Origin of the sequence: Nocardioides guangzhouensis (assembly GCF_004519545.1) — a bacterium.
Taxonomy (GTDB): domain Bacteria; phylum Actinomycetota; class Actinomycetes; order Propionibacteriales; family Nocardioidaceae; genus Nocardioides; species Nocardioides guangzhouensis.
In genome coordinates, this window is the sequence record NZ_SDKM01000025.1 from 79,258 (window position 1) to 86,108 (window position 6,851).

The window sequence follows — 6,851 nt, forward strand, 5'->3', positions numbered from 1 at the left end:
TCCGGTGCGAAGCAACCAAATCCCCTGATCGTGCGTCATCACACGTGACACTGACTTCTCTCGGGACTCCGGAAGGAACCACGCCATGAGGGCACTTCGCCTGATCGCACTCACGGTGCTCGCGGCTGCCCTGCTGTCGGCCACCGCCTACGGCGCTGGACGCGCCTACCACGAGCTCGGCAACGAGAAGGCCGCCGGCTCCCCCACGAGCGGCGCCGACCCCACACCGGGCGCGACCGGCTCCCCGACGGACACCCCCTCCGAGGAGCCTGCCGAGGACCCGGTGGAGCCGTCGGGGACACCCACACCCACCGAGCCGCCGGAGCCGGCTTACGTGCTGGCCCCGGGCGACAAGGGCGAGCAGGTGCGCGAGCTGCAGCACCGGCTCTTCCAGCTGGCCTGGTTCCCGGAGCACACCACCGGCACCTACGACGCCGCGACCCGCGACGCGGTCGAGGGGTTCCAGGCCAAGCGCGGCTTCCAGGCGAACGGCTCGGTGAACCAGAAGACGTGGCGCCGGCTCGTCGCGATGACGAAGACCCCGACCCACGACCAGAAGTTCAACATCCTCAGGCCCGGCCCCCGCCTGCTCGGCGCCGGCGACACCGGCGACCGGGTCCGTGACGTCCAGGCCCGGCTGAAGCAGATCGCGTGGATCTACGGTCCGGTGACCGGCACCTACGACGCCGCGACCGTCACCGCGGTCAAGGGCTTCCAGGCCAAGCGCCAGATCCCGGTCACCGGGGAGGTCGACCAGCGCACGCTCGACCGGCTGGCGGCGATGACCCATACCCCGTCGTACGGCGAGAAGCACAACAAGGCGCCCTCGACCGGCGCGACGAACGCCCCGCTGGACCCGCGCTGCACCACCGGTCGGGCGCTGTGCGTGGACAAGTCCAGCCGCACGGTCCGCTGGGTGGTCGACGGCAAGGTGCTCGCGACGTACGAGGCGCGGTTCGGCTCCGACGAGCTGCCCACCCGCGAGGGCGCGTTCTCGGTGCTGCGGAAGTCCCGCGACCACGTGTCGACGCTCTACCACACGTCCATGCCGTTCGCGATGTTCTTCAGCGGCGGCCAGGCGGTGCACTACTCGCCGGACTTCGCGGCGAACGGCTACAACGGCAACTCCCACGGCTGCGTCAACGTGCGCGACTACAACGGGATGGTGTGGCTGTTCGACCAGGTGGGCGTCGGCGACAAGGTGATCGTCTACTGGTCCTGACCAGCCGACGTCCCGCGCCGGATCGCGCCAGGTGTCCCGGGGGCGTCGAGTCGGGTGGTCGCGAGGGTGCGGCGTAGGCTGCTCCCTCGTGACCACCAGTGCGCCCCACGACGAGGCCCTCGTCGTCCGCACCGTCGCTCTCGACCTCCCGTTCGGTGACCTGGTCGACCTCCTCCCCGACGACGCCCCGGTCACGTGGCTGCGCCGGGGCGAGGGCCTGGTCGGCTGGGGCGTCGCCGCGATGGTCCGTACGTCGGGCCCCACCCGCTTCTCCGACGCCGCCAAGTGGTGGTCGGAGACGGTGGCCCGGGCCCTGGTGACCGACGAGGTCGTCGAGCCCGGCACCGGCCCGGTCTGCTTCGGCTCGTTCGCGTTCGCCGACGAGCCAGGCGACTCCGTGCTGGTGCTGCCCCGCGTGGTCGTGGGCCACCGCGGCGACCGGGCGTGGCTGACCACGGTCGGCCCCGCCGCGGACCGCCTCGACGACCCGCTGGCCGAGCGTCCCACCGCCGCGGTGCCGCCGGGCGTGAGCTTCACCGACGGCGCGCTCAACGGCGAGGAGTGGATGTCCGTCGTCGCCGACGCGGTGGCGCGGATCGGCTCCGGCGCCCTGGAGAAGGTGGTCCTGGCCCGCGACCTCGTCGCCACCTCCGACACACCGATCGACGTCCGGTGGCCGCTGCAGCGCCTCGCCGCGACGTACCCGATGTGCTGGACCTTCCACGTCGACGGCATGTTCGGCGCCACCCCCGAGATGCTGGTCCGCCGCGAGCGCGGCCTGGTCACCTCCCGGGTGCTGGCCGGCACCATCCGCCGCACCGGCGACGACGGGCGCGACCTGGCGCTGGCGGCGACCCTGGCCCGGTCGTCGAAGGACCTCGAGGAGCACGAGTACGCCGTCCGGTCGGTCGCCGAGGCCCTGGAGCCGCACTGCTCCGGCATGAACGTGCCCGAGGCGCCGTTCGTGCTGCACCTGCCCAACGTCATGCACCTCGCGACCGACGTCGCCGGGGTCGTGCACGCCGCCGAGCACCCCGAACGCTCGGTGTCGTCGCTGGAGCTGGCCGAGGCGCTGCACCCCTCGGCCGCGGTCGGCGGCACCCCCACCCCCGACGCGGTCGCGCTGATCGCGGAGATCGAGGGCATGGACCGCGGCCGGTACGCCGGCCCGGTCGGCTGGATGGACGCCTCCGGCGACGGCGAGTGGGGCATCGCGCTTCGCTCGGCCGAGGTCGAGGGCCGCACCGTCCGCCTGTTCGCCGGCTGCGGCATCGTCGCCGACTCGGTGCCCGAGGCGGAGCTGGCCGAAGCACAGGCGAAGTTCGTGCCCGTGCGCGACGCGCTGGGCCCCGCCTGACCGCGCGTTCCGGTCAGGCCAGGTCGGCCCCGTCGGCCAGCCGGACGTAGCGCTGCCCGGCACCGGGCAGGAAGTGGTTCATGTGCCCCTCGAGGATCGCGTGCGCCGCCTCGGTGTAGATCCGGTCGTGGATGGCCAGGTTCGTCGGCGCCCCGACCTCGCGGGCGAAGTCGACCGCCTCCGAGGCCTTCAGCCAGGGCGCGCTGGCGGGGACGCAGAGCACGTCGACCCGCTCGCCGGGCGGGGTCAGCGAGTCGCCGGGGTGGAAGACCGTGACGTCGCCGGTGACGACGTACCCGCTGTTGAAGAACCGCTGCATCTCCGGGTGGATCACCGCGTGCAGCTCGCCGACGACGCGCACCGGGATGCCCGGGTCGAACGTGTCGCCGGGCGCGACCACGGTGACCCGCTCGGCGAGGTCCGGGGCGTCCTCCCGGATCCGGGCGGCGACCGCCTCGATCGTGAAGACCGGAGCGTCCGCCCGGCGCAGCAGGTCGGGCTGGTAGTGGTCGGGGTGCTCGTGGGTGATCAGCACGGCTCCTGCGCCGTCGACGGCCTCGGGGTCGGTGAACATGCCGGGGTCGAGGACCAGGGTGCGCCCGTCGTGCTCGAGCCGCACGCAGGCGTGGCCGAACTTCGTGATCCGCATGTCCCCACAGTAGGCCTGCCCGAGACGGCCCGGTCGAGACCGGAGTGCCGGATCCGAACGATCGTGCTATTTTTCTGCCATGAGCAAGGGTGAGCAGACCAAGACCGCGATCCTCGACGATGCGCTGCAGATCGCATCGCGCGTCGGGTTCGAGGGCCTCACCATCGGCCAGCTCGCCGAGGCGACCGGGATGAGCAAGAGCGGCCTGTTCGCCCACTTCCGGTCCAAGGAACAGCTCCAGCTGCAGACGCTCGAGCACGCGCGGCGCTGGTTCATCGACACCGTGATGCGGCCGGCCCTCGACGCGCCCCGCGGAGAGGCCCGGGTGCGCGCACTCTTCGAGTCCTGGCTCAAGTGGGAGGACGTCCTCGACGGCGGGTGCGTCTACGTCACCGCCGCCGTGGAGTACGACGACCGGCCGGGACTCATGCGCGAGGCACTGGCCCGCCACCAGCAGGACTGGCTGAAGTCGATCGCCACCATCGCGGGCACGGCCATCGCCGAGGGGGACTTCCGCGCGGACACCGATCCCGACCAGTTCGCGTTCGAGTTCCACGCGCTCACGCTGGGCTTCCACCAGTTCCTGCGGCTCCTCGACGACGACCTCGCCGTACGCCGGGCGCGCTCGTCCTTCGACCGCCTCGTCACCTGCTACCACGCCTGACCCCACCCACCCGAGAAGGAATCCGTCATGTCCGCATCGCTCCCGAAAAGCACGATCGTTCGTCTTACCCACGGCACGCGCCGCTGGCTGTTCCGGACCGGTGAGGTGCTCGCTCCCCGGCTCGGCGGCCGGGCGGTCCGCAACCTCTGGTTCACGATCCCCCCGATCGCCTCCGACACGCCCCTTCCGCCCGGCGGCGAGCCCTTCGCCGTCACCTCGCTGGGCGCCGCCGTCCGGGGTCACGTCTGGGGCGAGGGTCCCGTGGTCTACCTCGTGCACGGGTGGGGAGGACGAGGCAGCCAGCTGGCGTCGTTCGTGGCGCCCCTGACCGCCGCGGGCTTCCGCGTCGTGCTGTTCGACGCCCCGGCCCACGGCCGCTCCGAGCACGGGCCTGCCGGTCCCGGCCGCACCCACGGCGTCGAGATGGGCAAGGCGCTCGACGAGGTCGCCGCCCGCTTCGGCCCGGCGCACACGGTCGTCGCTCACTCGCTGGGCACCATGGCGGCCTACCTCGCCTTGCGCTACGGCTGGCTCGGCACGGGTCGCCTGGTGCTGCTGGCGCCGATGGTCGAGGCGTCGTCACTCGTGGACCAGTTCCAGCTGGCCCTCGGCTTCGGGCGTCGCACCCGCCGGGCGTTCGAGCGGGACGCCCACGACCTCGTCGGCCTGCCGCTCGCCGAGTTCGACGCGCGGGTGCAGGCCGCGCACGTCGACCCGGTGCCCACGCTGGTGGTGCATGACCGGGGCGACCGGCAGACGTCGTACGCCGATGCGGCTCGGCTAGTCGCCGACCTCCCGCTCGCCGAGCTGGTCAGCACCGAAGGTCTCGGCCACCGCCGAATCCTGCACGACCCGGCCGTGGTGGCCAGGACTGTCGCGTTCATCCGCGACGACGTCGAGACCGTCGCGGCGTGAGCCGCTCCGCGGCTCGAGTGGGGGCGGTCAGCCGGTCTGGTGGTGCACGAAGCACCAGCGCCAGGACTCGCCCGGCTCGGCCGACTGCATCACGCGGTGGCCGGTCTCGCGGAAGTGTGCGGTCGCGTGGCGGTACTGCGAGGAGTCGCAGCACCCCACGTGCCCGCAGGCCAGGCAGGTGCGCAGGTGCACCCACGTGGTGCCCTGCCGGACGCAGTCCTCGCACTCGCCGGGCGTGTTCGGCTCGCGGTACGACGGCGCGGCCTCCAGGTCGTCGCAGGTCCCGCCGATCCTGGCTGCGTTCACGCGTCCCTCCTCGAGCCGTTCCTGGGCGACCGTCGCGTAGTCGAGCATCGACTCCTCGACGTCCAGCATGCCGAGCACCTCCCGGACCACGTCCTGCGGGATGTTGCCCCCGCTGCGCACCTCGAGCACCTTGCCGCGCTCCGCCTCGATCATCTCGAGGCGCACCCGGGCGTAGGTCTGGCTGGGCGTCTCCTGGTCGCCGTTCGTGCTGCCGAGCTGCTCCCACGCCGCGAAGTTCCGCTGCTCGAGCCGGCTCTTGATGGCGGCCCGGACCAGGTGCGGGTCGTCCTGGGTCTCCTCCTTGAGCACGTCGAGGCCCGCCTGGGTCGCCTGGTGCAGCAACGTCGCCCGGGCCAGCGCGTCCTCGGCCCGGTCCGGCGGCGGCACCTCGAGCCGGCGGGCCACCCAGGGCAGGGACATGCCCTGGATGAACAGGGTGCCGGCCACGACCGTGAACGCGATGAGCAGGACGATCTCGCGGTACTCCGTGTCCTCCGGCACCAGGAACGCCGCGGCCAACGTGACCACGCCGCGCATGCCGGCCCAGCCGAGCACGAATGTGTACGTCCACGGTGGCTTCCGCCCGGTGCTCGGGTCCGGCCCCGGCCGGACCAGCAGGTAGCGGGCCGGGAACACCCAGAGCAGCCGCAGCACGATCACGGCGAGCAGCGAGGCGGCGCACACCAGGACGATCCGGGCGCCGGACAGCGAGCTGTCGGCGACGTCCTCGACGATCCACTGGGCCTGGAGCCCGATCAGCAGGAAGACGGTGTTCTCCAGGACGTAGGCAATCGTGCGCCAGTTCGTCCGCTCCGCGATCCGCGACGGCGCGGTCTGCAGGATCGGCGCCTTGTGGCCGAGCAGCAGGCCGGCGACGACCACCGCCAGCACGCCGCTGGCGTGCACCTTCTCCGCCGCGACGTACGCCGCGAACGGGACCACCAGCGAGATCGCGGTGTCGAGCAGCGGGTCGGTGACCTTCTTGCGCACCTTGGCGACCACGACGAACGTCGCGATGCCGATCAGGACGCCGCCGCCGGCGGCGACCACGAAGTCGAGGCCGACCTCCCACAGCGCGACGGACCCGACTGCCGCCGCGAGTGCCGTGCGCAGGGTGACCAGGGCGGTGGCGTCGTTGAGCAGCGACTCGCCCTCGAGGATGGTGACGATCCGTCGGGGCAGGCCGATCCTGCGCGCGATCGCGGTGGCGGCGATCGCGTCCGGCGGGGCGACCACGGCGCCCACGGCCAGCGCGATCGCCCAGTCCATGTCGGGGATGATCCACTTCACGACCAGCGCCACACCGATCGCCGTGAAGATCACCAGGCCGACCGACAGCAGCAGGATCGGCCGCCGGTTGGCGTTGAAGTCGACCAGGGAGGTCTGCAGCGCGGCCGAGTAGAGCAGCGGGGGCAGCAGCCCGAGCAGCACGACCTCCTCGTGGAGGTGCACCTCGGGGACGAACGGGAGGAAGCCGAGGATGATCCCGGCGCCGATCAGGACCAGCGGCTCGGACAGCTCGAGCCGCCCCGCGAACGCCGTGATCGTGAGCACCACGACGGCCAGCACGATGAGTGAGAAGGCGATCTCCACCCGCCCATCCTCCCCCGCCCGTCACCCCACCCCGCCCAGGTGCCCACTCTTGCGCCCCGAGGTGCCCCGAATTGCGGTCCGAGGTACCCCATCTTGCGGGTGCCGCCTGAGCGGCCGACAAGACCGGGCACCTCGACCGACAAGA

6 protein-coding genes are annotated in these 6,851 nt (G+C 72.3%); 4 read left to right on the forward strand and 2 right to left on the reverse strand.

Annotated elements, in window-relative coordinates:
* The first annotated feature begins 85 nt into the window (after positions 1-85).
* Positions 86-1,222 carry a L,D-transpeptidase family protein gene (locus tag EKO23_RS16615; RefSeq protein WP_134719237.1) on the forward strand — a complete coding sequence of 379 codons (1,137 nt, stop codon included), beginning with the start codon at positions 86-88 and terminating at the stop codon, positions 1,220-1,222.
* A gap of 88 nt (positions 1,223-1,310) precedes the next feature.
* Positions 1,311-2,579 carry an isochorismate synthase gene (locus EKO23_RS16620; RefSeq protein ID WP_134719238.1) on the forward strand — a complete coding sequence of 423 codons (1,269 nt, stop codon included), beginning with the start codon at positions 1,311-1,313 and terminating at the stop codon, positions 2,577-2,579.
* Positions 2,580-2,592: 13 nt separating this feature from the next.
* Here EKO23_RS16620 and EKO23_RS16625 read toward each other — a convergent pair whose 3' ends face one another.
* Positions 2,593-3,228, reverse strand: coding sequence for an MBL fold metallo-hydrolase (locus tag EKO23_RS16625; RefSeq protein WP_134719239.1), 636 nt, complete (start codon positions 3,226-3,228; stop codon positions 2,593-2,595).
* Positions 3,229-3,307: 79 nt separating this feature from the next.
* On the opposite strand from EKO23_RS16625, the gene EKO23_RS16630 reads away from it, so the two are divergent.
* Positions 3,308-3,892, forward strand: coding sequence for a TetR/AcrR family transcriptional regulator (locus EKO23_RS16630; RefSeq protein ID WP_134719240.1), 585 nt, complete (start codon positions 3,308-3,310; stop codon positions 3,890-3,892).
* 27 nt (positions 3,893-3,919) lie between these two features.
* On the forward strand, positions 3,920-4,807 hold the full coding sequence (locus EKO23_RS16635; protein ID WP_134719241.1) for an alpha/beta fold hydrolase: 888 nt from the start codon (positions 3,920-3,922) through the stop codon (positions 4,805-4,807).
* Positions 4,808-4,834: 27 nt separating this feature from the next.
* Here EKO23_RS16635 and EKO23_RS16640 read toward each other — a convergent pair whose 3' ends face one another.
* The gene (locus EKO23_RS16640; protein ID WP_134719242.1) at positions 4,835-6,706 is read right to left on the reverse strand and encodes a Na+/H+ antiporter; all 1,872 of its coding nucleotides are present in this window, start codon (positions 6,704-6,706) and stop codon (positions 4,835-4,837) included.
* Positions 6,707-6,851: the final 145 nt, after the last annotated feature.

Bases quoted from the DNA above. Each gene is read 5' to 3' on its own strand.
- EKO23_RS16625 (WP_134719239.1), bottom strand. From the start codon at position 3,228: ATGCGGATCACGAAGTTCGGCCACGCCTGCGTGCGGCTCGAGCACGAC.
- EKO23_RS16630 (WP_134719240.1), top strand. From the start codon at position 3,308: ATGAGCAAGGGTGAGCAGACCAAGACCGCGATCCTCGACGATGCGCTG.
- EKO23_RS16615 (WP_134719237.1), top strand. From the start codon at position 86: ATGAGGGCACTTCGCCTGATCGCACTCACGGTGCTCGCGGCTGCCCTG.
- EKO23_RS16635 (WP_134719241.1), top strand. From the start codon at position 3,920: ATGTCCGCATCGCTCCCGAAAAGCACGATCGTTCGTCTTACCCACGGC.